This window comes from Streptomyces sp. E2N166, assembly GCF_003671715.1.
GTDB classification, from domain to species: Bacteria; Actinomycetota; Actinomycetes; order Streptomycetales; family Streptomycetaceae; genus Streptomyces; species Streptomyces thinghirensis.
Genome location: NZ_RAIF01000006.1, coordinates 942,596 through 966,036 on the forward strand (window position 1 = coordinate 942,596; position 23,441 = coordinate 966,036).

Consider the following 23,441-nt stretch of genomic DNA (forward strand, 5'->3'; position numbering starts at 1 on the left):
TGGATGCGGGGGGTGTGGCGTGCGGCGCGCGCATGTCGGGCCGGTCCGGCCAGGGCGGGTCAGCGCCGGCGAGAGTGTTCCGTGACGAAGGTGTAGCCGGGTGGCAGTTCCCAGCCGTCCGCCTTCCCGACGTGGCGGCAGTGCTCGCGGTAGGCAGCGCGCTGCGCATCGGTCGGATTCGAGCCCGCGGGCAGCCTCCGCAGAAAGCCGTGGACGAAGTGCGCCACGCCGTGGACCTGCGGCGGCGCGCCGGCACCCGAGCCCGGTCGTGGCACCACCACGGGGTTCGGCACGTAACCGATCAGGGCGATGGGCGGCTCACCGTCGCGGGCAGGGTGGTGGGGCTCGCCGTCCGCACCGCGGCTGCCGATGGCCGGGTACAGGCGGTGTTCGGCGAGGAGCTCGTCAACGGCCTGCTCCAGTGCGGTGACTTGCTGGGGGGCGGGAGTTGTGTCGTAGACGCCTCGAGGGAGAGCGGCCCGGTCGAGGAGGGCATGTCCGTCGGGCATGAGGCGGCCGAAGCGTCGTACGGTACGCAGGATGAGACGCCGGGTGTCGAGGCCGGCGGACGAGTCACCGGCCCTGTCACTACCCGGCGCCCCTTCCCGGGTGAGCACTCCCGGGTCGTAGCGGTGCGCGACGAGCTGCCCGTCGATGTCGACGGGGTGTTCCAGTTCTACGGTGTGGACCCGTAAGACGGTACCGCCGCGCGGCCACTGGATGTACAGGCACAGCCCGGGGAAGAAATCGATGGGCCACTGGACGTTCCGGAGCATGCCGGTCTCTTCGGTGAGGTCCAGGAGCACCTCCTGGACCTCCTCGGACGCGTCGAGCTCGCCGCCGGGATGACTGAGTTCCAGGCGTACGCGTACGGAGACGGTATCCGTGCCGAGATATGCCAACCCATCCCGGGCCCTGGGGCTCAACGGCAGTCGGTCCTCCATGAGGTGGGCGAGACGCAGTGGGGTCTGCCAGCAGACCTCGCTGTCGTTGATCCTCAGGTAGTTCGGCGGACCGATCCGGTCACCGTCCACGAGCGGTGTGTCCGCGGGTTCGGCATCGACGTACTGTTCGTCCTCCGGCTCTTCCTCTCGGGGGACGCTCTGTGCGCGCGGCACCGCGACAGGCCGGGGCGGCGCGGGTGGATGCACCGTGTCATGCCAGCCGCGTCCCGCTGGGCGCAGCGGATCACTGTCGTCCGCCTCCTCCGAGCCCGGGTGGTGGGACCGCCAGATGCCACCGTTCTGGAAGTCGTCGTCGAGGGTGATCCGTACGTTGCTCCCGGCGCGTATGCCGTTGTTCGTGTCTCCCCGGACGAAGTCCGCGACCGCCAGGTTGGCGCGGCACACCGAGACCGCGTATTCCACTCCGCTCAGCAGTGGTTCGGCACCGTCGACGCCGCGCAGCCAAGGGCCGATCGCCGTGTACACGGTGCGGGAACCGCTCAGGCCATGCCGTCGGCGGGTGGCAGGAGCCGCACTGCGTTCCAGGGAGCCGGCGAGGGCTCTCAGGTCGTCGCCGCCCAGCGGCCCGTTGTGACCCAGGGCGGCGCCGATGCGGGTACGGGGCAGTGCGTAGTGGCCCCAGCTGCGCAGGCTGTCGCTGCTGCGCAAGGCGTGATCGACGGTGTCCAGCAGCCCTCTGAGGGCGTTCTTCAGCCGCTCCTCCGTGCCGTCCCCGACCAGGTGGGCGACGGACACGGGAACGAGGGGGCTCAGCAGTGCTTCGCGCTGGTGGGTCAGCAGGTGCTGCACAAAGGCGGTGCAGTCGTCGAGCCCGGCCTGCGGCGCCGAGCCGTAGCGGGCGTCGACGACGACGTGGCCGTCCTTGTTGAGCCACTTCTGGCGGGCCCGGAACCGCTGCAACTTCGCCTCGCTGAGCTGCAGCGCGGGGCCGAAGGCCGTGAGATCAGGGACCAGCAGCTCCCGGCGCACTGGGTGCGGTGCCTCCGACAGCTCGCTCGGTCCTCGGACACCGGCCGGTGCCCCGGACACCCACGCGGGTACGTCGGCACCCTCTTCGACGCCGGGGTAGCGGCCCTCCTTGTAGACGATCTCCGCGTACAGCGGGTCGGATCCGGTTTCGATGCGCACGAGTGCCCCGACGGGCAGGGCCGGTACTTCGTCGCCCAGCGTCAGGGAGGGGAACGCGTCCAGGTCAAAGGGACCGTTGCCGTGGCCTTCACCACCGAGTTCGTAGCCGAAATAGGCCGCGTTGAAGGCGACCGCGGTGTGCACCGGACACACGCGGTCGGCCACGACCGCCTCCAGGTAGCGACCCAACCGTTCCAGTTCCTCGGCAGGTGTGCTGCGGTGTCCGCCGGTCATGGCGGGAGTGAGCACAGGCTCGCCGTCGAACGGCCGCCAGATGTCCGGTCCAGTGCTGATCATCGTGGTCACGCCCAGCCGTCCTTCCGTTCGGATCCGCTTCCCGCCCGGCGGGATCTCGTGTGTCGGACCGGGCGGACGGCTCGCCAGAGGCTGTCCGGGCCCTCGACTGCGGCTCCGGCTGCGGCCAGCCGTGTGAGGCTCGCGTTTACTGCCGCATAAGGCAGATCGGCACGACCGCCGAAGTGGCGGCTTTCCCGGATCGCCTTCGGCAGGGGGATCATCTTTCGATTCCTCGGGTTGTAGGAGGATTCGTCGCCGCGCAGTGCGTGCCAGAGCCGGCGCGGGTGTGCGCCCTGCGGCTGGAGCTGCAGCAGCCGGTGGACCTGGAGGTCGACGCGCTGGTCGCGCAGTGAGGTGTCGGCACCGCCTCCCTCGCGGGGGCGCGGGCTGTCGAAGACCTGGGCGACGGCAGGGCGCCGCTCCTCCACGGGCCAGCGGCCTGTGTCCCAGCAGGCCGAGCAGCGGCAGCGGGCCGTGGTGCAGCACCCCTCGGGCAGGTCGCTGACGCCGAAGTAATCGGCGAAGACCCGTTGGGCGCAGACCGTGCTCGCGTCGAAGAAGTTCCGGAGCCTGGCCAGTTCCTCGGCGGCTCGGCGGCCGCGTCGGCCGAGCAGCGGGAGGAACCCGTCGGGCAGGGTGCCGGTGCGGGTGGTCAGACCGGTGACCAGGCGGCGGCTGGGCACCGCGGAGACGTCCAGGAGCCCACGGTCGTGGAGGTCGGCGAGCAGTTCCCAGGTCGCCGACGGTCCATCGGCGACCGAGCGGTAGTCGGGGCACCGGGCGGCGAGTTCCCGGTCGAGAGCTCGGACGTCGACCTGTCGTGGGGTGTCCCAGGACAGGGCGGTGTCAATGACGGTCTGCTCCAGCCGCATGGACCCGTCCGCTTCCTCGCCGCGCTTCGCTGCAGTGATAGGCGTCTGTCCTGCGCCGTGTCCGGCCGGTCGGAGGTCGCCGGGTTTGACCGCGCAGAACGGCGGGTGGTCGCCGAGGTCGGCGACGGCGCCGAGGTCGGCGAGCGCGCTGAACGCCCGCATGATGCCGCCCTGGTAGCGCTCCTGGGTGTGCCTGTCGTCCAGCTCGGCCTCGCTCAGCGCACCGCTCGCGGCGTCCTCGGCCATGAGCAGGTCGGCCAGCCGTACCGGATCGAGCGTGCCGTCCCGCTGGGCGAGGACAAGGCTGCCCATGCGCCGAAGCAGCGACGCGGGCAGTTCCTGGCCCGTCATGAAACGGACCATGCGCAGCCCCCGGCTCGTCGCGAGGGCGAGACCGCTGTTGACGGGGCCGTCGCCGACCGTCCCCCGGCCCGCGCCGTCCCGCCCCGCCCGACCCAACTGCTGGTAGAGCGCGGCCAGGTCGGTAGGCGGCGACACGCACATCACGGTGCGTACGTCGGGCCGGTTGACACCGAGCCCGAACGCGGAGGTGGCCACCACCACGACCGGGACGAAGCCGTCGTCGCCTTCCCGGGGCGCCTCCCGGAACTCCGTCATGACGGCCGCCTTCTCCGCCTCCGTCAGACGGCCGTGAAACCGCAGCACGCGGACGCCGGCGTCACCCACGTACTCGCGCAGGTGGGTGTAGAGGGTATTGACCTCCTTGACGGTGAGGCAGTAGAGGATGGAGTGACCGTCGAGCGCGTCGACGACGCGCTCGACCAGCCCCGCCACACCTCCCTGTCCGAGCCGGTCGAGGGAGCGGCGGAAGACGGCGAGTTCGGGCCTGATCGGGTTCTGGCGCACCGTCAGGAGCCCGCCGACGACTCCGGGATGCTCTGCTTCGGCGGCCGCCTCGGCCGAAGCGGGCTCCGGGACCTCGGCGGGCAGACCGAACAGTCCTTCGCGCAGCGCCTCGTGGACGGCCCTGTTGGCGGTGGCGGTCACCGCGGTGACCGCCACCCCGTGGTCCCGGCGCAGCTCGTCCAGGAACCTGCTGACCCGGCGCATGCTGGGCCGGAAGTCCTCCCATTGCGGGAGGGTATGTGCCTCGTCCACGGCGATCCGGGTCACCCGGCCCGCCGCCGCGGCCGCGCGGACGGTCTCCCGGAAGCGCCGCTGGCACAGGCGTTCCGGGCTGACGTAGACCAGGCGGATACCGTGGTCGGCCCGCCCGAGGAGCTGGTCCGTCACTTCTGTCTTGCCTGCCCTGCTGCTGGACTCGCGCAGCGGGGAGATGAGCGCGCGGACCGCGCCACCGATGGACCGGTTCAGTTCGAGGGCCTGGTCGTGCATGAGAGCGACGAGCGGGCTGACGACCACGGTGATGCCGGGCAGGACCAGCGCGGGCAACTGGAAGGTGAAGCTCTTGCCGAAGCCTGTGGGAAGCAGTCCGAGTACGTTGCGTCCCTCGGCCACGGCGGCGATGACGGCCTGCTGGGCCGGCTTGAGGGCTACGGGTTTGTCGACGAGCCGCAGCAATCCTCCGATGCGGGCGCAGCGATCCTTGATCTCCTCCACGAGCAGGCCCTGTTCCCGCAGCTTCCGAGTCTCCTCGGTGGTCAGCGCCAGTTCGCGGATGCGCCTGGTGTGCGGTAGGAGGGTCTGCCGTTCGAGGGCTTCGTCGGTACACAGCTCCGCGGACCGGGCGGGGTCCAGGAGGTTGTGGGCCGCCATGAACTCCCAGATGCGACGCCATCCTTCGGCCATGGTGGCGACGTTGCCGCCGCCGATGTCGCCGGTTTCCGGGTCGGGGCACTGCAGTCCGTCATCGAGGCTGCCGAGGAAGGCACGCCGGTAGGAGCGGCGCAGGCTGCTGGCTCCCGCGAGTTTGCGGTCACTGATGACGACGACGCCGCGGTGGCGGTCGGAGCGGATGAGCCGGCCCACCGCCTGACGCAGCTGGAGCGCGGCGAGCGGCAGGTAATAGTGCTCGGTGCCGGCACCTTCCGGATCGGGGTGGCCGGCCTGCTCGGCGCGTTCGGCGACTGCCGCGCGCCGAGCCTCCACGATCGGAGCGGCGAACGGTGCGAAGGGCAGTTTGTTGATCCACACCAGACGCAGCCGCTCGGCATCGGAGACGTCGACCCCCTGCCAGAGTCCCTTGGTGCCGACGAGGAACCCTCCACCGTCCCGCCGGTCGGTGAACGCCTGATAGGCCCGGCCGTTGCCGAGAGTGAGCGCCTCGACGACCGGGGTGTCGAGGGCGCGGGAGCGCAGCTCCCGCACGAGGTGGAAGCCGATGCCCGCGGCGGTCGAGCGGGCGGTCGTGAGGATCACGCCGCCGCCGTCGAAGCCGTTGCCGTCGGCGCGTACACGGGTCATTTCGGTGGCGAATCCAGCGACCTGGTGGGCGACGGTCCGCAGGGCGCCCTCCTCCTGCTCCGCCCAGGAGGGGAAGTCGGAGAAGCACACGACCTCGGCCTGGCTGCGCAGGGCGAACGGGGAAGGCAGGGCCAGCGTCGGCAGATCGTCAGGCAACCCGAGTCGGGTCCGCATGAAATCCCATTCCCCGGCGACACGCAGTGTCGCGGAGACGTAGTGGACACGGTCGAAGGTCTCCAGGTAGCGCCGCCACTCCGGGTCTGCGGGCAGATCGACGGGACTGGTGGCGACACGGAAGCGGTAGGACCGCAGCTCCGCCCTGGGTTCATCCACTTCCTCCAGATATATGACGCGGGAAGGGGGAGCCTCGTCCAAGGTGAGGGCAGGGTCGAGAAAGGCGCGGATGTCGGCCGTAATCCGGTCGAGGGCCGTGGTGAGGGAGTCGGTGTGCTCCGCGAGCGCGGTCAGGCGCTCGCGCACCAGGGGATCGATTCCGGCAGAGTGCTGGAACACGTACCGCTCCAGCGTGATGCGACAGGACACGAGCGCCTTGGCGATGCTTTCCAGCACCAGCGACAGCCGCCGGGTGTGCCGGGTGCCGGAAGTGCCGGCGTAGGGGCTGGCGAGCGTGGTCGCCCGGCTGCCGATGCGTACGCCCACGCCCTTGGCCTGGGCGTCGAAGGCTTGCGCCGCCAGCCGGGGAAGGCGTTCATCATCCAGCAGCCGTTCGAGGTCGGCAATCGCTGCGGCGGCCTGCTCCTTAGCGGTGCCCGGGTGCGCGTCCGCGACCCATGCCTGGTACTCCGGCAGCAAAGCTTCCAAGTCCTGGTGGTCGACGGTCACGGTCAGCGCGGACGTGGCGGCGTTCTCCAACTCATGCGCCTCGTCGATCACGAGGAGCACCTCGGGTCCGACGGCACGCAGGTCGTCCAGGTGGGAGAGGACGAGTGCATGGTTGGCGAGGATGAGGCGGTGGCTGTCGATCGACTCCCGGACGGTGTCGGTGTGCACGGTGAGCGGGTTGCCTGCGGCGGGGCCGTAGTCGCCGTCGCGCTGGGACAGCGACTCCAGCCAGAGCGGCAGGCCGCGCCCGATGTAGTCGGTGAAGAAGGCGGGCAGGTCCACCGGGTCGACCGATCTGGCCGTCCAGGTCTGCGGGGGCTCCTTGGCCGCGAGCAGGCGCAGTGCGAGGAAGACGGCGAGTTCGCGGAACCGGCTCCGTTGGGAGAAGCGGGCGCGGGCGGTGCCCGCGGAGCGGCGCCGACGCGGGGCCTCGGCGAGGGTCTTCGTCAGGGCTGCGAGGGAGAGCCGGTTGGACTTGCCCTTGACTAGGTCGGCGACCCCGAGGATGCCCGGCAGGGCCCGCTCCAGGTCCTGGATGTCCTTCGCCATCTGGCTCTGCAACTGTTTGGTGTATGTGGCGATGACAGCGGTACGGCTGTCATCGCCACCGGCGAGCCAGTCCAGCGCGGCGGCGAGCACTACATAGCTCTTTCCGGTGCCGGTGGGTGCTTCCAGCAGACCGCTGACGCCACGGTCAGTCCAGTCATGCAATGTCGTCGTCATCGTCTGCTGAGCAGGCCGAGGTTCAACGCGGGAGCCGTGCACGACCCGGGCGAGAGCGGTCGGCTCGACCCTTCCGTCGGCGCCCCGTAAGACGTCCGGCACGTCCACGGCGCCCTTGCCCGGTGCCCTTCCGCCAGGGGTTCGACGCGGCGTGTGCTGCCCAAACTCGTCACCCAACAGGCGGGCCACGTGCGCCTGCTCCCACACCCGCGGCTCTCGATCGTTGGCGGCCTCACCCTCGGCCAGTTCCCGCAGCAGCCGCCACGCGTCGGAGTCGGGGCAGACGTCGGCGATGAGATCGCGCAATTCGGCCGTCCTGCATGCGAACTCGGCGGCGGCCCGCTCTAGGAGGCGCACCAGCAAGACCGCGTCGCCGTCCGCCGTATGGGCGCGCAGATCCGAACGGGAGACGTTGAGCTGAAGCGCGAGGTCCTGAAGTCGGTGGGATGGGGCTGTCGGCCAAACGGCGTGCGCGAGGTACAGGGCGTCGACGGGGCGCACGGCGGAGAGCGGATCGCTGGTACCGGCCTCCTCCGCCGCTTCACTTACGACGGGAAAGTCCAGTGTCGTGCCGTTATAGGCGACCACGACATCGGCGTCCGACAGGAAGTCACTCAGCTCCGTCCACGCCTGTTGCTGGGATAAACCCTGGTCAAGCACCGCGTTCCGCACGCTGCCGTCACGCAACTCCTCAGTGTCACCAGGGAACCTGAGGTACCGCCGCCAGCGGGGCGCCGCAGCGACCCATTCACAATCGGCGCCGAACCTGACCGCTGCCACCTCGTAGACGTGCCGCTCCAAGTAGGGAGCGGTCGCCGTCGTCCGTACGACGCTTTCGACGTCGAGCGCGACGGTCCGCAGCACGGACGTCTCGTCCAACCGTGCAACAACAGCGGACTCAGCGCCTGGCTGGCGCCGTTCGGACGCCACCTGTGCCGGGCGCACCAGTTCCTGCGGAGCAACAGGCAGGAGAAGGTCCCCCGAAGCGATCAGCAGACCTCCGCGGACCGCCTCGGCGACCAGCTTCACTAACCGCTGCTCCGGCAGTGTGCCGAACTGCCTCTTGGCCTCGACGACCAGTTCCCGCTCAGAAATTCCGGACGAGAAGGCGCGGACCAGCTCTGCAACCTTCCGCGACGCCGCAGAAACCGTCTGCCCTTCAGACATGTACACCCCCCTTGCACACGGCCCCGGCCCATGCTCGACCGCGCCGCTCCCTCGGCTCTCCCTCCCCTGGAGATCCGAGACGTGGCCTACATCATATTTTCATTCGGAAGGTTACGTACCTTCAGCAGAAATATTCGTGGGCGTCAGACGGATACTGCCAGGCGTGACGGTGTTCAGCTTCCACGAGCCGAACTGGCACACAAGGCGCACGTGATGGAAGATCGGCGTGCTCGCCCGTCCAGGACGCGGCCTCTTCCGCTGCCGCGACCACCACCCCTTCGCGCATTCCCCCGCCGTCTACTGACCCCGCTCTCGGCGTGCCTTCACTACGGACGGGTCCGTGCCCCTCCTCCACACACGACTTTGGTGACGCCGAGGGATTCGGCGAGACTTTCCGGATCCATCCGGAAGCCTTCCGGCCAATTCTTCGAGCTGGCAGTTGCCGAGTTCCACCGTCGGGACCCGGACTGGACATGGGAGAGGGATGCGGTGTTTGACCGTTACCGCAGCCCGGTTTTGCCGTGAGTCTACTGCGGGGTATCGCTCGGCTGCCCTGCACATCCGCCATGCAGGGCAGCCACTCACCGTGGACGGCTCCGGTTTGAGACCTGCTGGCTACACCGCATCCTCTCGTTACAACGGCGGTAGAGGGGATGGACGCGATGACCGCCTCTCAGGCGTTCTCGTCATGGATCCGCGCACCCAGATCCTCCGCCCACCCCAGCGCCCACGCCTTGAGTTCTTCGATCTGCCGGGAGGTGAGCCCGTAAGCGGTGTAGTCCTCATCCTCGTACCAGTCCGCGCCGACGAGCCGGTCCCGGAGGTCTTCGAGGCTGAACTCGTCGTGGGCGCGACGGCGGCCCAGGGATTCGAGGTCGGCGGTGGAGCGGTGGCGGGAGGCAGCCTGGACGTCGATGAGGTCGCGGACGGTGCCGCGGTCGGCGAGGGCACGGACCTTGGTGCCGATCACGTCGTCGAGGGAAAGAACGGGGCCGTAGGGGGTCTGGGCGGGCGGAGCCCAGAACGCCTCCTTGAGGACGTCGACCTCGCACTCCTCGCCGGTGTCCGGATCGGTGACGAGGAACCGGCCGCTGAGCGGATCTGTCTGGACGTGCGTGGTCCGCCATCCGCGCGTACTGAGCCCTGCTGTGAGTGAGGCGACGATCTCCTGCATCGGAGCGGGGTTCTCGGTGGCGACGTCGAGGTCACGGCTGAAGCGTTCGACCAGGCCGTGGGCCTGCACGGCGTATCCGCCGGTGAGGACCAGAGGGTAGGGGGAGCCGAGGTCGAGGATGTCGGCGAGGAGACGCTCGTGGAGCGGAGTGAGCTTCACGCGGCGGTCGTGTCGGCCGGAGCGGTGCGGAGCAGCTCGGGGAAGGCGTCCTCCCAGACCTCGCGGATGTAGGGACTGATCAAGCGCCGCAGCACGGGCCACTGCTCGGCGAGCAGCCTGTGGTGCAGGAGGACCATCAGGTCCTCACTCAGTCCTTCGGCGAGGACGGTCCGGTAGAGCGTCATGCGGGACTTCGGACGGTCCAGGCTGTAGCTCGTCCGCCCGGACCAGACAATATGGAGCGGCAGGTCCACGTTGCCCTCGATGGGGCCGGCCAGCTCCTGCAAGCGCTCGGGCAGTCGGCTGCGGTAGCGGTCCCGCAGCACCTCGGCGCGGGGGGCGGTGATCGTCGCGTCCATGCATCCAGTATCGCTGCTCGGAGGCGGCGGCATGGCGGATACGGGGGTCCCCCTGTCGTACGTACGTCGGGCGGGCGCCCGCCCTCGGACATCTCACCCAGTGGGCGCTTGGCGCATCATCGCCTACCCGTGCAGGCCCCCAGGTGGCGCGGCAACCGGCTGTCCTGCAGGCCCGGGACCCGCCCCACTCGCGGGCGCGGGTGATCATGGGCCAGCAGGTCACGCGGAGGGCCGCCGCGGTGGGTCCGGTTGCGGCCTGGTGGGAGCCAGAGACCTGTTGAGGTCAACCGTCATGGCGGCCAACCGTCAGCAAGCTGGGACGCTCCCGCGCCCGATGCTGACCGTTTGCTGACCTCAGCGGGGCCATCAAGTCTCTGACCTGCGAAAACACCCAAACGCTAGATCTTGGACTTGAACATGGTGCGCAGCATGTTGGACTCCTGGAAGACGGCTCCCTGCCTGCTTTGTGCAGGTCAAGGGCGGTCCTCACTCTACAACTGGCACGCGCCCGACTCGAAGATTGTGAGGAACATCGCTCCATGCCGACGAGCAGGCTCCCAACCTGGGCTTCCGTGCGAAGCGGGCTGTTGCGGCATCGTCGGCGTGCACGGCCGCGTGGTCAGCCGACTGCTTCATGTGGCGGGAAAGGCCTTGAGTATGCCGAGACGCTGCATCTCGACGATGTGTTCTGCCGTGCGTCGCGGTGCTTCACCGCCGGTCACCAGGACACCCGCCTCGATGTTGCGCCGCGCGGCGGACTCGGTCAGGTTGGCGCTGCCGAGCAGAAGAGTGCGGCGGTCTGCGACCGCAAGCTTGGCGTGCTGGCGTGAGCGGCCCCGTTCGGCCGAGTCCCGTGCCCAGACCCACAGCAGCAGTCCGGGTACGGAGGCGAACGCTTCAGCCGGTTCCCTCCCCGAGAGCAGGCCGCCTGCGCCGGCCAGGGTCTCGACCACGACATGCGTCTGGACTCCCCTGCCCGCAGCCTCGGTGAGGGCCCTGGTCAGGGCCGGATACGGACGAGCCGCGTACGTCATCGCCAGCAGCTCGCGCTGCGCCTCATTGATGACCTCGACCAGTACCTGAGCGGTGGCCCGCACCGGCACCGCCGGTGTCGAGGGGCCGCTCCACACGGTGCGGACCTGGACGATGTCCCGGGCTTTCCGCCGGGCGGCGACATAGCCTCGCACGTAGGCAGCCGCCTCGGAGGGAGGTACCGACTGCGGCTACGACGACGGCCGCACTCTGAAGGGCTTCACCAAGCCGATCACGCGGATCAGTCGCAACCTCCAGGAGCAGGGGTTGATTCGGGACTCGGCAGTGCCCGTCCTCACCGCTGAGTACAGGAACGGTCCGGGCCCTGCCTCCGGCTTCAGGGTCCACCCGCTCCTCGTTCCGCTCATCAGCGACGCGGGGGACGACGACAAGGAGTCGTGACACAGCCGGGGACCGCTCGCCAACCGCATCCCAGCGGTGGCTGAAAAGCGTGAGTGCGGATCAGTGATCCACTACCGTTGCCCCTGCTGCGCACCTTCCCGGAGGGTACGTCGGCGGTGTTTCGGAGGTCGGTTCCCGGCCGTGACTGACGAGTGGTTTCCGCTGCGTGTAGCACGCGGCGTGACTGCGGATGCCCGGAAGGGCGGTCCCGCCATTCCAGGTCACGTCAAGGAGTGGACATCCATGAACCCCGTTGAGTACAAGCCTGCACGTCGTCACCGGCTTCGCGAGATCCTGGTCGACGTCGCCGCGGGTGTCGTCACCCAGGTCGTGGTGACGGCCCTGGTGGCGGCAGCGCGTCTGCTCTTCTGAGCGGGCTTGTGGCGGGCCCGGAGAGCCCGCCACTCCCACACAGGCGGTGCGCGTCAGAACAGATAGAGGTCGGGCGAGTGTGGGCCCGTGCTCTGCCGCCTCCTGCGGGAGTTCCGCCCCCGGCGCGGCCGGGGCGGGTGCGGTACGCGTGCTTCCTCCGGCAGGTTCTCCCACGTGGGGCGAAGACCGTGGATCTGGACCTCGCCGACCATGCCCTTCAGGTAGGTGCGGGTCTCCTCGTCCGTGGAGTACAGCACCGTCGCCCGGCTCGCCCGGGTCATCAGCACGTGGTAGGCGTGGCGGACCAGCCGCGCGAACTCCTCGTCGTCGACGCTGCCGGCCTTCACCTTGGGGTCGAACGAGCCCGGAACGGCGACGCGCCTGAGGCCCGAGTCCGGGTCCTTTCGCTCCTTGCCACGGCGGTACACCCACCGGTCGCCCCGCCGGACCATGTCGTCACCCATGATCACGCCGCACCAGTCCCACTCAAGGCCCTGGGCGGTGTACACGCAGCCGATCTGGCCGAGCCCGTTCTCGTGCACCGACCAGATCCTGCACGGTGGTGCCCCGTTCTTACAGAAGGCGTCGCTGTCCGCGTTCCAGGGCCTGTGCCAGTCCCCGATCCGCACGTCGGCCTCCAGCCGCCTCTCCTTGCCGATGGGCTTCGTCCACGGCCAGCAATAGCCCGCGACGAGACGGGCGGACGCTCCGGCGATCGCCTCGGTACGGATGATCCGTTCGAGTTCCTCCGGGCTGTCCGCCACCTCGACGTGCATCAGGCCGTCCGGCGTCCACTGTTCCGGCTCCTCGTCCGTCACCCCGAGCACGGCCCGCACCCAGCGGATGTAGGCGTCACTGCCGCCACAGCGGAACTGTTCCCGGAGCTCGTACTCCAGAAGAGTGGCACTGTGCCGTTGTGCCGCGTCCCTGATCAATTCAACGGTGCCGACCTCATGCGGTCGTACGGTCTGTCCTTCGTCGAGGAAGAACACGGTCAGGCGGGACGCGTCGAGCAACTCGTCGACCTGGGGCTTGGTGCCCTGGTTTTCGGGTTTCCAGAAGCGGTTGGTCGAGCGGTCCCGCAGGCGGTGCGCCTCGTCGCAGATCAGCACGTCAAGGGGCGGGTCCGGAGGGGTGACGAAGTTGCTGAAGTAGGTGAAGCTCTCCCTGAACTCCCGGTCGCCGTAGCCGACATGCTCCTGGATCGCGCCATTGAAGGCTCTGCTGCCGCTGGCGTACTTGACCGTGCGGCCGCCCGCCTCGAGCTCCGCCTTGATCTGGAGGCCGATGGCGCTCTTCCCGGTACCCGCACCGCCGGTCACCAGGAAGATGACACGTCGCTCGTCGGGCAGGAGGGCGGGGCACTGCGGGTCCGGGAGAACCTTGGCCGCGGTGTCCAGGATCTGGTCGGCGACCTTCTTCTGCCGGCCGCGCAGGTTGAATACCGTGTCCTCGCCGTGGGAGTGGATCATTGCGTCGAGGAGGGGCGTGTTGCGTAAGCCCATGTTCTGCAGCAGTATCTCGGCCTCGGAGGCGCCCCCTTCTTCGGCGAAGTGCTTGCGGAGGTCGGAGATCAGCTGCGCGCGCCGGTCGTTCGTGTAGACAGCTGCGTAGGCGCCGGTCGGAGCATCCACATCGACCAGTGGCCGGACGGAGGCGTCGGTGGCGTTGTGCAGATAGGCGAACCCTCCGCATTCGAAGTCCAGTCCATGCAGTGCTCCCCTGCCGCCGGTGAACGCCTCGTAGTACTCGCGTAACTGCAGGGCTGGGTGCTTCTTCCTGCCCATCCCCGGTACGTGGACCAGTTCCGCGGTGGCACGCTCCACCCGGGTCACCATCGACCAGCGCTTCAGCTCGACCAGTTGAACGGACAACCGCCTCTCGGCGGGGTGCTGGCCCACGAGGACCACGTCGATGAGCCTGGGGGCGCCGGGGCGGTCGGCCTCGTCGAGGGTGGCGGCGCACTCGACGATCATCTCCACGTTTCCGCGCCCAGCGGCGACCAAGTCCTCCGCGAGGTGCACGAGGCTGTCGGCCCACGCGGATCGTTCCGACAGCGAGGCGTCGGCGCCTCGGAAGTGCCGCCATCTGGCGGCCAGGTGCGGCACCATACGCCGCCGTGAATTCAAGGTCAGCAGATCCCGTGCTGCGAGCCGCAGCAGGAGCATGGACACGAGGTGGGTCCCCCAGGGCACGAGTGGCTCGTGCGGGTGGGGGCATGTCCTCGTGAGGAAGCCCGTCGGGCCGCAATCGGTACCCGTGATCTTAGGGAGCCGGCCGTTCTGCGCACGGCGACAAAGCCGTGGTCGACGCGAAGCGTAGCCATCATGGCCGGATCCTGTGCCCCGTGGCGAAGACGTACCCCCTCACACCGAGGAAGCTCGCTGATCCAGCCGACCGCCCGCCAGCTCCCTGAGCCTTTCCCGCGTCTCCGGGTCCGTGGAGTAAACGATCGTGCCAACCATTCCCCGGGTCAGCAGCACCTTGTAGGTGTTGCGGATCAGACGGTCCACGTCGTCGTCCGCGGTGGACTTCTTGAACACCGGGTCCTTGGATGCGGTGCGGTCCGTGATCCAGCGGCTTCCACGCCACAGCAGGTCGGGGCCGATGATGACGCCGGACCAGTCGTACTCGAAGCCCTGGGCGGTGTAGACACAGCCGACCTGTTCGAAGCCCGCCGGGTCGGTTGCCCACAACGCGGCCGGAGGTGCGCCCGAGACCGAGCGGTCGCCCCGCAGATTCCAGGGGCGTGCCCAGTCGCCGATGACTACATCCAGCGCGAGCGGCGCGCCAGGCTTGGGCTCTGGGGACCAGCGCCAGCAGTAGCCGGCGGACACGCGTGCGCCGTACCCCTCCGCCCGCCGGGCTTCGAGGAACGCCTCCATCTCCTGCGGGCTTTCGGCGACCAGCAGTTGCATGCGGTCATCGGGCTCCCAGACGACCGGACCGCCGGGCTCGAGGCCGAGGAGCCTGACGACCCAGCGCAGGAAGGCGTCGCTGCCACCGCAGCGGAACTGGCTCTCCAGGGGGACGACGTGGCAGGGGATGTCCCGCTTGGCCGCTGCCGCCTTGATGTCGGCCACAGTGCCCAGCTCACCCGGCCGCACCACCTGGTGCTCGTCGAGAAGGAAGACGGGCACGTGGGCGACGTCGATGAGTTCGTCGATCTGGGCCTTGCCGGTCCGATGCTCGGCACGGGTGTAGCGGTTCGCCGAGGTCTCCCGGATGCGGTGGGCCTCGTCGCAGATCAGGACGTCCAGGCTGTTCTTCTCGGTGGTCATGAAGCTGTTGAAGTACTTGAACAGGTCCTGCACCTCACGCTTGCGGGATCCGGCGACCTTCCTCATCGTCTTGGTGAACGACTGGGAACCGGTGGCGTGCAGGGCCGTAATTCCCCGCCGGTACAGCTCACCGAGCAATTGGAGTGCGATCACGCTCTTGCCCGTGCCCGGGCCGCCGGTGACGACGACGATCTCCTTGCGGTCAGCCCGCTTGGCCTTCTGCACCGCGTTGAGCACCATGCGGTAGGCGACCTGCTGTTCGTCGAGCAGCACGAACTGCTGGCGTTCGCGGACCTCCTCGGCCGCAACCGACATGAGCTGCTTCGACGGCACCGTGGCACCCGAGAGCAGTTCGTCCGCCGCCCGGGCACCGGTATGCCGGTCGCTCAACTTCGAACGGAGATGGTCGAGGAACTCACCTCGGCGCTGCCCTGTGAACAGCAGTCCGCGACCGTGGCGCTCAATCTCCCGCAGACCGGCCACGTCGAACTCGGTGGCGTTGTGCAGGAACGCCACTCCGCTGACCCGGTGTCCGTGCTCGGCCACCGCTCCGTTGAAGTTGACCAAGTAGTCGCAGTAGCGACGCACCTGCTCGATGGGGTTGAGGACAGGGTAGGCGTAGGGCTCGACGTGGCACAGCGTGGGATCGTCCTCGTGGGGCAGCACCTCGCTCCACTGCTTCAGCTCCACCAGGACGTACGAGGGTTCCCCTGTGGAGGGATGCACGCCTGCGAGGACGACGTCGGCGCGCTTGCTGTTCAGCGGGAGGGCGTACTCCAGCATCACCTCCACGTCGCCCAGGCCCGCGTCGTTGAGCGCGGCGGCCAGGACGGGAATGCTGCGCTCCCAGGAGCGGGCCTCCGAGGTGCTGGGCTGGTAGCCGTGCATGTGAACGAACTGGTCGGTGAGGTGCAGGAACAGCGAACCGTCGAGCGCCATGACGGCGACCGTTTTCGCGGACGCGCGGAACAGCAAGAACTTCCCCCAGGCAGCACGAAGTGACTCGTGCGGGTGGGGGCGTGTCCTTTAACTCCACCAATGTGGAACGGAAGCCCGTCGGGCCGCTTTGACGATTCCTGCGAGATTACCTTGTGCCCTGCCGGCGCTGGTGGACTCCCCGGCAGGGACCCGTGCGACCGCTCCTCGACGGCTCACCGCTACGACTCACCCTTTGACCGTCCACGTCACCGAGTTCCCGTGCCGTGCCGTGCCGTGCCGTGCGAGAGGGTCGCCGCCACGGCGGCGACCCTCTCGATCACCAGCGATGCGTTCGCGCAGGACTGGTCAGGCCCGGGTCCAGCGCTGGTTGTCGCCGTTCGAGCAGGAGTAGAGCTGGAGCAGGGTGCCGTTGGCGGTGGCGCCCCCGACGGCGTCGAGGCAGAGGCCGGACTGGACGCCGACGATCGATCCGTCGGAGTCCAGGCGCCACTTCTGGTTGTCGCCGCCCCAACAGCTGTAGATCTGCACCTTGGCGCCGTTGCCGGTGCCGGCGGCGTCCAGGCACTTGTCGCCGTAGGCCCTGAGCTCACCGGCGTCGGTGTACGTCCACTGCTGGTTGGTGCCGTCGTGGCAGTCCCACAGCTGGACCTGGGTGCCGTCGGTGGTGCTGCTGCCGGGTATGTCCAGGCACCGGCCCGAACCGACGCCCTTGATCGTTCCGCCGTCCGCGGGCGGTGTGGTGGAGCCGCCGTTGAGTGCGTTGAGGACGGCGGTGTAGGCGGGCTTCTTGCTGCCGTCGTTGTTGAACAGCAGCGGCGTGTGCTCCGATCGCCAGGAGTCGCTGTCGCGCACACCCCAGACGGTGACGCCGAGGCAGCGCGAGACGGCCAGGCAGTCGTTGACCACGTTGGCGTAGGTCGAGGCGGAGGCACCCTGGATGTCGAGTTCGGTGACGGCCACGTCGACGCCGAGGGCGGCGAAGTTCTGCAGGGTGGTACGGAAGTTGCTGTTGTAGGGGCTGCCACTGTTGAAGTGCGACTGGAAGCCGACGCAGTCGATCGGCACACCGCGCTGCTTGAAGTCCCGGACCATGGCATACATGGCCTGAGTCTTGGCCCAGGTCCAGTTCTCGACGTTGTAGTCGTTGTAGCAGAGCTTGGCGGACGGGTCGGCGGCGCGCGCGGCGCGGAAGGCGACCTCGATCCAGTCGTTGCCGGTGCGCTGCAGGTTGGAGTCTCGCCGGGCTCCCGAACTTCCGTCGGCGAAAGCCTCGTTCACGACGTCCCACTGCGTGATCTTGCCCTTGTAGTGGCTCATCACGCCGTTGATGTGGTCGATCATCGCCTGGCGCAGCGCGCCGCCGCTGAGGCTCTGCATCCAGCCGGGCTGCTGGGAGTGCCACGCCAGGGTGTGGCCGCGCACCTCCTTGCCGTTCTGCACCGCCCAGTTGTAGACGCGGTCTGCGGCCGTGAAGTCGAACTGGCCCCGCTGCGGTTCGGTGGCGTCGATCTTCATCTCGTTCTCAGCCGTCACCGAGTTGAACTCACGGTCCGCGATCGTCGCGTACGTCGAGTCGCTCAGCCTGTTCGCGGCGATGGCGACGCCGAAGTAGCGGTCGCTCTGCGCCGCCGCGGCACCGAGCGTGCTCTCGGCGGCCTGAGCGGGCGGCGGCGCGACCAGTGCGGCGACCACACCCAGGACGCCGGCGACCAACGCCAGCAGCAGAACGCGGACTTTGCGCCGGACAACGGGTCCGGGAAGGGCATATGAGCCCATGGCTGTGCCTCCAAGGCAGGAATAACGGGATCACCGGACACCGCGGTCATGGGATCCGGGAGGATCTCAATCGGCACGGACGGGTCCGGCCGGCCGCCGAGTGACGTACGCCGGGTGGCAGCGGTCTTTCGACACAGGCACGGGTGTACTCCATCGCGGCTCAGCCGGGAGGCCGTCACGCGGCGTCGCATCCCTCTCCGACTGCACGGAGTGTCAGGATGTGTCGGTGCGAGCCTCACCGGGACGAAATGCGGGGTTGGCGCAGGGGGTTCGGCACGCGGATCGGTCGGGCGGCTGTGCGCGGCTCTCCATACGGCACAGTCCACCCAGGACCCGCATTGTTCGACATCTCGGCATCCGGTCGGGTTACCAGACAGATGATTGAGGGTTGACGGTGACTCGTCAATCCTCTTGCGGCGGAAAAATTTCCGCCTGGGTACCGAAACTTTCGAGGAGCCCTGCCAGGGCAGGCGGGATGCCCGGCCGGCGCGCCACATCCCGAATCACCTTCGAGCTACCTGGCGGTCTGCAGTCGACGCGAGCGCTTGTCCCACTCCGAACGAGGAGCTGTTTGCGGACAGATCGGCGACAGACCTTGACCGGAGGACCCGACCTTTCTAGCTTGTGGCGTCACAGACCCGAAATCGCCCCGAAACTTTCGAATCACTCTGTGCCCGGCTTGGCTGCCGCTCCGCGGGTCATCGGCGGCGCCCCACCCCGCCTTCCAAGGAGGCCCTCCGATGTGGCTTCGCCACCTGTCCCCGGTCCGCCCAAGACGCTTATTCGGCGTCCTTACGCCCCTTCTGCTGGTGGCCGCCTTCCTCGGTGCCCAGCCCGCCGAGGCCGCGACCATAGACCCCAACGCCTCGTACGTGCTGGTCAACCGCAACAGCGGCAAGGCCCTGGACGTCTACAACTTGGCGACCGGCGACGGCGCCCGCATCACCCAGTGGACCAGGAACGAGCAGAGCCAGCAGCAGTGGCAGTTCGTCGATTCCGGAGACGGCTACTACCGCATCAAGTCCCGCCACTCGGGCAAGGTACTGGACGTCCACAACTGGTCCACCGCGAACGGCGGCTCGATCGTCCAGTGGACCGACCTGAACGGCACCAACCAGCAGTGGCGGCTGGCCGACAGCTCGGACGGCTACGTGAGGCTCGTCTCGCGCCACAGCAACAAGGCCCTCGAAGTACAGGGCGCCTCCACCGCCGACAACGCGAACATCGTCCAGTACGACGACTGGGGCGGCAGCAACCAGCAATGGCAGCTCGTCAAGGTCGGCGCCGACACCCCTGGCTCGTGTGCTCTCCCGTCGGCCTACCGCTGGACGTCGTCGGGCGCGCTGGCGCAGCCCAAGCAGGGGTGGGTCTCGCTCAAGGACTTCACCGTCGCCCCCTACAACGGCAGACAACTCGTCTACGCCACCACGCACGACACGGGGACGAGGTGGGGTTCGATGAACTTCGGCCCGTTCACCAACTGGTCGGAGATGGCCTCGACGAGCCAGAACACGATGTCGGCCTCCACAGTCGCGCCCACGCTCTTCTACTTCGCGCCGAAGAACATCTGGGTGCTCGCCTACCAGTGGGGCGGGACCGCCTTCTCCTACCGGACGTCGAGCGACCCCACCAACCCGAACGGCTGGTCGTCCGAGCAGGTGCTCTTCTCCGGAAGCATCTCCGGCTCCGGAACGGGCCCCATCGACCAGACACTCATCGGTGACGGCACGAACATGTACCTGTTCTTCGCCGGCGACAACGGCAAGATCTACCGGGCCACCATGCCGATCGGGAACTTCCCGGGCAGCTTCGGCTCGACCTCGACGGTGATCATGAGCGATACGACGAACAACCTGTTCGAAGCCCCGCAGGTCTACAAACTGCAGGGCCAGAACCGCTACCTCATGATCGTCGAGGCGATCGGCTCACAGGGCCGCTACTTCCGCTCGTTCACAGCCACCAGCCTGAACGGCTCCTGGACACCTCAGGCCGCGACCGAGAGCAACCCCTTCGCCGGCAAGGCCAACAGTGGCGCCACCTGGACGAACGACATCAGCCACGGCGAACTGATCCGCACCAGCCCCGATCAGACCATGACCGTCGATCCCTGCAATCTGCAGTTGCTCTACCAGGGCCGCAGCCCCAACTCCGGCGGTGACTACGGCCTCCTGCCCTACCGTCCGGGTCTGCTGACCCTGCGGCGCTGACGGCAGGACGCGCATCCGGCTCCGAGGGGAGCCGGCGTGGCGGGCCCGGTGGCAGGCCGGGCCCGCTCGCCACGGGGAGGGCGCAGGGCGAGCCCCGACCGGTTCCGACAGCGCGCCGAGGGCTGGGTACTGCGGACGTGGCCGTCCCCGGTGAAGGAGGCGGGGGCGGCCACACGGCGCGCAGGCGGCGTCAGCCGCGCCAGGTGTCGTTGAGAGTGACCCTGGTGGAGGTGACGGTCGCGGTGCGGTTGGCGCCGCTCTCCCAGGTCACGTTTCCTGCCTCGTCCTTGCGGATGTACTTGTACTCGAAGGACGTGCCCTCGGGGAGCGCCACGTCCAGCTTCCACACCGGATAGGCGGCCGGGTCGAGCTTGAGGGAGCCGCCCGGGTTCCAGTCGCCCAGTTCCGGCCTGTCGCCGGTCACGTAGATGTTCTGGCCCGGGACGGTGGAGGCGTTGGCGGCGAAGGACACGCCGGAGGTCACCGGGTCGGGATCGGGAGCGGTGCCACCGTCACAGTTCCGGGCGTCGACGTGCAGGGCCACGGCCGTGTGGGCGCCGAGGGTGGCGGTGAACCGGCCGGAACCGTCGACGGTGACGCCCTTGCCGGACTGGACGTCGCAGTAGTCACCGGCGGGCAGCGACGTCTGGAACGTGCGGGTCAGCGAGGAGCCCTCGTGGTTGATGGCGACGTACGCCCTGGAGCCGCGCCCGAAGGCGATCCGGTCGCCGCCGTTGTCCCACCAGTCGGTCACCGACTGGCCGCGGGCGGCGTTGCGGAAACCGACCATGGAGGAGATCTCGCGCCAGGCGTGCTGGCACTTCCAGCCGTCGCTGTAGCAGGCGTTCACCTGGCCGCCGTTCGGCGGGCCCGCGTCGCGGTCGGTGAACTCGTAGCCGGAGTGGACGTCGGGGTTGCCGTACGGCCAGGCCAGCATGAAGACGTGGGCCAGGGTGTAGTCGGCGCCGTCCTGGTAGCTGAGGGTCTCGCCGTTGCGTTCGGTGTCGTGGTTGGCGACGAAGACGTTGGACTTGTCCGAGGGCAGGTGGCCCCAGGCTTCGCCGAAGTTCTTCAGGTACGCGAGGTTCTCGCTGCGGAAGACGCGCTTGAGGTCGCGTCCGTAGCGGAACTCCTGGACGTCACCGCTGCCGAGGTACTCGGTCGGGGACACCGCCTCGCCGGCGCCGTGGATGGCCTCGTGCTTCCAGTACACGTTCGGGTCGCTGAGGCGGGACTTGATGTCGGCCAGGTCGGCGGCGGCCATGTGCTTGGCCGCGTCGATCCGGAAGCCGTCGACGCCGAGCGACAGCAGGTCGTTGAGGTAGCCGGCGATCCTGCCCCGGACGTAGTCCTCGCCGGTGTCCAGGTCCGCGAGCCCGACCAGTTCGCACTCCTGGACGTTGAAGCGGTCGCGGTAGTCGTTGATCTGCGAGGTGCAGTTGTCGAAGTCGGGCGCCGAGTAGTTGCCCGGATAGTTGTACTTGGTGTAGGACGAGCCGCCGGTTCCGGTGCCGTCACCGGCCGACATGTGGTTGATGACCGAGTCGGCGACGACCTTCACACCCGCCGCGTGACACGTGTCAACCATGCTCTTGAACTGTCCGCGGTCGCCGAGGCGGCCCGCGATCCTGTAGCTGACCGGCTGGTAGGAGGTCCACCACTGTCCGCCCTGGATGTGCTCCTGCGGCGGGGAGACCTGGACGAAGCCGTAGCCGGCCGGGCCGAGGGTGTCGGTGCACGCCTTGGCGACCGAGCTGAACTTCCATTCGAACATCACCGCGGTGACGTCCTTGTCGCCGGGCGGCGAAGCCTGCGCCGGTACCGCGGTGGTGAGGAGGCCACCGGCCAGGCCGGCGGTGAGTGCGAGCGCTGCGGCGGTGCCTCTTCGCGCTCTGCTGGTGCTCCCGTGCATGGAGTCTCCCGTGTGAGGATGCGGGTGTCCTGGATGCCGATCAATGGCTGACTGGGGAGTCGGCACACTCTTGCAATACGTTGCTGCAAGATGACTGCAAGGTGTTGCGGACGTGACCGTAAAGGCACTGTTCGGTACCGGTCAAGCCTTCGGACGAGGCCGACTCCGGGACGTGACGTGGCGTCATTTCCGCAATCTTCCGCATCCTCTTGCAGCAGGGGGGCATTCGCGCCTCACCCCACTGGAACCCGATCCACCTGGTACGGCGTCCTGACGAGCGAGGACGAGTGGACGGGAACGATGGTCGAACGAACGGAAGCGCGGGCCAGGTCCGCCTGGGCGCGGGGGCGAGTGACCGCCGGGGCGGCCGTGCTGACGGCTGCCCTGCTGATGCTCCACGGGGTGGTTCCCAACGCGGTGGGCGGGCTGGGCAGTCTGCTCGAATCGTTCCTGCCGTGGCTCGGCCTGGTGATCGTGGCGCTGCTCCTCCTCGCGCTGCTGCGCCGTTCGGCCGTCGCGCTGGTGGCGCTGCTCCTGCCGCTGGCGGCCTGGACGTATCTCTTCGGCGGCCTGCTCCTGCCCGCGCCGGAGCCCGGCGCCGCCGACCTGGTCGTGGTGCAGCACAACGTCAGCGACGAGAACACCGACCCCGCGGGCACGGCGCGTGCGCTGACCGACGCCGGGCCCGACCTCATCGCGCTCCAGGAGCTGGTGCCGCCGGCACTCGACGTGTACGAGAGGACCCTCGCCCCGGACTACCCGTACCGGACGGTCCAGGGCACGGTCGGACTCTGGTCGAAGCATCCGCTCACCGGTGCCCGGCCACTCGACATCAAGCCTCGGGGCATCACGGAGGACTGGAACCGCGGACTGCGGTCCTCGGTGCGCACGCCGCACGGTGAGATCGCCGTGTACGTCGCGCACCTGCCCTCGGTCCGCGTCGGGGTGAGCGGCCTCGCCTCGTCCTGGCGGGACGAGAGCGCCGGCCTGCTGGGGGACGCCGTCGCGGCCGAGCGGCTGAGCCGGGTCCTCCTGCTGGGCGACCTCAACGGCACGGTCGACGACCGAGCGCTGGATCCGCTGACGACGCACCTGAACGTGGCCGAGCGGGGCGTCGCCCTCAGCTTCCCCGCCGCCTTCCCGGTGGCCCGGATCGACCAGGTCATGGCCCGCTCCGCGACCGTCGGCCACATCCGCACCCTCCCCGCCACCGGAAGCGATCACCTTCCGGTCGTCGCCCAGGTCAGGATGGACTGAAGAGGCACATGCCTCACATTCCACGCACGTCCTCCAATACGCCTGGAGAGCAAGCCGCTTACGGTGCTTGCGTTAGCCTTTCGCTGTGACGCGACGACTTGCCCAGGTGGCCAAAAAGGTTGGGGTCAGCGAGGCCACGGTCAGCCGGGTGCTCAATGGCAAGCCGGGTGTTTCCGAGGCGACCCGGCAGA

The 23,441-nt window shown here is 68.7% G+C and carries 12 protein-coding genes and 1 pseudogene; 4 read left to right on the forward strand and 9 right to left on the reverse strand.

What is annotated here, in order from left to right:
• Positions 1 to 59: 59 nt before the first annotated feature.
• The 5 genes and pseudogenes from EBH09_RS04650 to drmC all read right to left on the reverse strand — a co-directional run.
• Positions 60 to 2,390, reverse strand: a complete 2,331-nt coding sequence (locus tag EBH09_RS04650) for a hypothetical protein (protein WP_238697219.1) — start codon at positions 2,388 to 2,390, stop codon at positions 60 to 62.
• A 5-nt stretch (positions 2,391 to 2,395) separates the two neighbouring features.
• Positions 2,396 to 8,380 carry a DEAD/DEAH box helicase gene (locus EBH09_RS04655; protein ID WP_153182585.1) on the reverse strand — a complete coding sequence of 1,995 codons (5,985 nt, stop codon included), beginning with the start codon at positions 8,378 to 8,380 and terminating at the stop codon, positions 2,396 to 2,398.
• A 673-nt stretch (positions 8,381 to 9,053) separates the two neighbouring features.
• Positions 9,054 to 9,713 (reverse strand): nucleotidyl transferase AbiEii/AbiGii toxin family protein, encoded by a 660-nt coding sequence (locus EBH09_RS04660; RefSeq protein WP_121745700.1) that lies wholly within the window; start codon positions 9,711 to 9,713, stop codon positions 9,054 to 9,056.
• Positions 9,710 to 10,072, reverse strand: coding sequence for a hypothetical protein (locus tag EBH09_RS04665; protein WP_121745701.1), 363 nt, complete (start codon positions 10,070 to 10,072; stop codon positions 9,710 to 9,712). Before EBH09_RS04665 ends, EBH09_RS04660 begins: the two co-directional genes overlap by 4 nt.
• A gap of 632 nt (positions 10,073 to 10,704) precedes the next feature.
• Positions 10,705 to 11,277, reverse strand: a pseudogene (gene drmC / locus EBH09_RS04670) (DISARM system phospholipase D-like protein DrmC); the annotation flags it as partial.
• 472 nt (positions 11,278 to 11,749) lie between these two features.
• On the opposite strand from drmC, the gene EBH09_RS38580 reads away from it, so the two are divergent.
• Positions 11,750 to 11,878, forward strand: coding sequence for a DUF6408 family protein (locus EBH09_RS38580; RefSeq protein ID WP_237552294.1), 129 nt, complete (start codon positions 11,750 to 11,752; stop codon positions 11,876 to 11,878).
• A gap of 53 nt (positions 11,879 to 11,931) precedes the next feature.
• Here EBH09_RS38580 and EBH09_RS04675 read toward each other — a convergent pair whose 3' ends face one another.
• The 3 genes from EBH09_RS04675 to EBH09_RS04685 all read right to left on the reverse strand — a co-directional run bounded on the left by EBH09_RS04675 (position 11,932) and on the right by EBH09_RS04685 (position 17,874).
• Positions 11,932 to 14,046: a DUF2075 domain-containing protein gene (locus EBH09_RS04675; RefSeq protein WP_238697220.1), complete on the reverse strand. Its 2,115-nt coding sequence runs from the start codon at positions 14,044 to 14,046 to the stop codon at positions 11,932 to 11,934.
• Between the two features lie 198 nt (positions 14,047 to 14,244).
• Positions 14,245 to 16,134 carry a DUF2075 domain-containing protein gene (locus EBH09_RS04680; protein WP_121745703.1) on the reverse strand — a complete coding sequence of 630 codons (1,890 nt, stop codon included), beginning with the start codon at positions 16,132 to 16,134 and terminating at the stop codon, positions 14,245 to 14,247.
• 309 nt (positions 16,135 to 16,443) lie between these two features.
• The gene (locus EBH09_RS04685) at positions 16,444 to 17,874 is read right to left on the reverse strand and encodes an endo-1,4-beta-xylanase (protein ID WP_121745704.1); all 1,431 of its coding nucleotides are present in this window, start codon (positions 17,872 to 17,874) and stop codon (positions 16,444 to 16,446) included.
• A 740-nt stretch (positions 17,875 to 18,614) separates the two neighbouring features.
• Here EBH09_RS04685 and EBH09_RS04690 point away from each other — a divergent pair.
• Entirely contained in the window at positions 18,615 to 20,081 is a 1,467-nt protein-coding gene (locus EBH09_RS04690; RefSeq protein WP_121745705.1) for a non-reducing end alpha-L-arabinofuranosidase family hydrolase, read from the forward strand.
• 190 nt (positions 20,082 to 20,271) lie between these two features.
• On the opposite strand, the gene EBH09_RS04695 is transcribed toward EBH09_RS04690, so the two are convergent.
• Entirely contained in the window at positions 20,272 to 21,993 is a 1,722-nt protein-coding gene (locus EBH09_RS04695) for a carbohydrate-binding module family 20 domain-containing protein (RefSeq protein ID WP_121745706.1), read from the reverse strand.
• 351 nt (positions 21,994 to 22,344) lie between these two features.
• Here EBH09_RS04695 and EBH09_RS04700 point away from each other — a divergent pair, with 351 nt between their 5' ends.
• Positions 22,345 to 23,250 (forward strand): endonuclease/exonuclease/phosphatase family protein, encoded by a 906-nt coding sequence (locus tag EBH09_RS04700; protein ID WP_121745707.1) that lies wholly within the window; start codon positions 22,345 to 22,347, stop codon positions 23,248 to 23,250.
• Positions 23,251 to 23,335: 85 nt separating this feature from the next.
• Positions 23,336 to 23,441: LacI family DNA-binding transcriptional regulator (locus EBH09_RS04705; RefSeq protein WP_153182607.1), on the forward strand; the 106-nt coding region annotated here is incomplete at its 3' end.

Coding starts and splice junctions, on each gene's coding strand:
- EBH09_RS04690 (WP_121745705.1), top strand. CDS start 18,615: ATGTGGCTTCGCCACCTGTCCCCGGTCCGCCCAAGACGCTTATTCGGC.
- EBH09_RS04665 (WP_121745701.1), bottom strand. CDS start 10,072: ATGGACGCGACGATCACCGCCCCCCGCGCCGAGGTGCTGCGGGACCGC.
- EBH09_RS04685 (WP_121745704.1), bottom strand. CDS start 17,874: ATGGGCTCATATGCCCTTCCCGGACCCGTTGTCCGGCGCAAAGTCCGC.
- EBH09_RS04675 (WP_238697220.1), bottom strand. CDS start 14,046: ATGCTCCTGCTGCGGCTCGCAGCACGGGATCTGCTGACCTTGAATTCA.
- EBH09_RS04655 (WP_153182585.1), bottom strand. CDS start 8,380: ATGTCTGAAGGGCAGACGGTTTCTGCGGCGTCGCGGAAGGTTGCAGAG.
- EBH09_RS04695 (WP_121745706.1), bottom strand. CDS start 21,993: ATGCACGGGAGCACCAGCAGAGCGCGAAGAGGCACCGCCGCAGCGCTC.
- EBH09_RS04650 (WP_238697219.1), bottom strand. CDS start 2,390: ATGATCAGCACTGGACCGGACATCTGGCGGCCGTTCGACGGCGAGCCT.
- EBH09_RS38580 (WP_237552294.1), top strand. CDS start 11,750: ATGAACCCCGTTGAGTACAAGCCTGCACGTCGTCACCGGCTTCGCGAG.